General features: G+C 68.8%; 1 protein-coding gene. It reads left to right on the top strand.

Annotated features, from left to right (window positions below):
- Positions 1 to 573: hypothetical protein (locus tag B5F40_RS16370; RefSeq protein ID WP_162611017.1), on the top strand; the 573-nt coding region annotated here is incomplete at both ends.

The following is a 573-nucleotide window of genomic DNA, read 5'->3' as shown; positions in this document are numbered from 1 at the left end:
GGCCGCGCTCGCCCTGTCGCTGGCCGCGGCGCTGCTGTACGGGGGCTACGGGGCGTGGGCCTGCTGGCTGCGCGACCGCAACGTCTTCGACGAGCTGATCTACGACAGCCGGGGCCTCGACGGCCTTTACAAGGGGGTGGACGTCCTCGAGATCAAGGCGTGGCCCTCGGGGTTCTGCGGGGCCGAGGACAAGCTGGCCGTCAAGATGGAGGACGACGCCAGGGAGTGGGACGCGTACTACTGCGGCGGCGAGTGGGAGCACGGCTGGGTCGTCGTGTCCCTCGCCGAGGGATACGTCGACTACACCCTGTTCGCCACCGCAGAGGGGTCGGACGGGAGGGAGTACTACTGCTCGCCGCGCTGGCGCTACGACGCGGCCACGGGGACGCTGTCCTGCGGCAAGGTGGACTACATCGAGGAGAGCGAGCTCGGCTACACCCACATGGTCCCCGAGGAGGAGTTCCTCCGGCTGACGGGCTGGACGCGGGAGGACGTTGAGGAGTGGGCCGAGTGGACCATGTGGGGGTTCTTCCTCCCGGGGTACTTCGAGCGCAACGGATGGAAGAGCCGCTT

It is taken from the genome of Gordonibacter sp. An230 (genome assembly GCF_002159915.1).
Taxonomy (GTDB): Bacteria; Actinomycetota; Coriobacteriia; order Coriobacteriales; family Eggerthellaceae; genus Rubneribacter.
The sequence above is the reverse complement of the archived record's forward strand: the minus strand, read 5'-3'. Positions and strand labels throughout refer to the sequence as shown.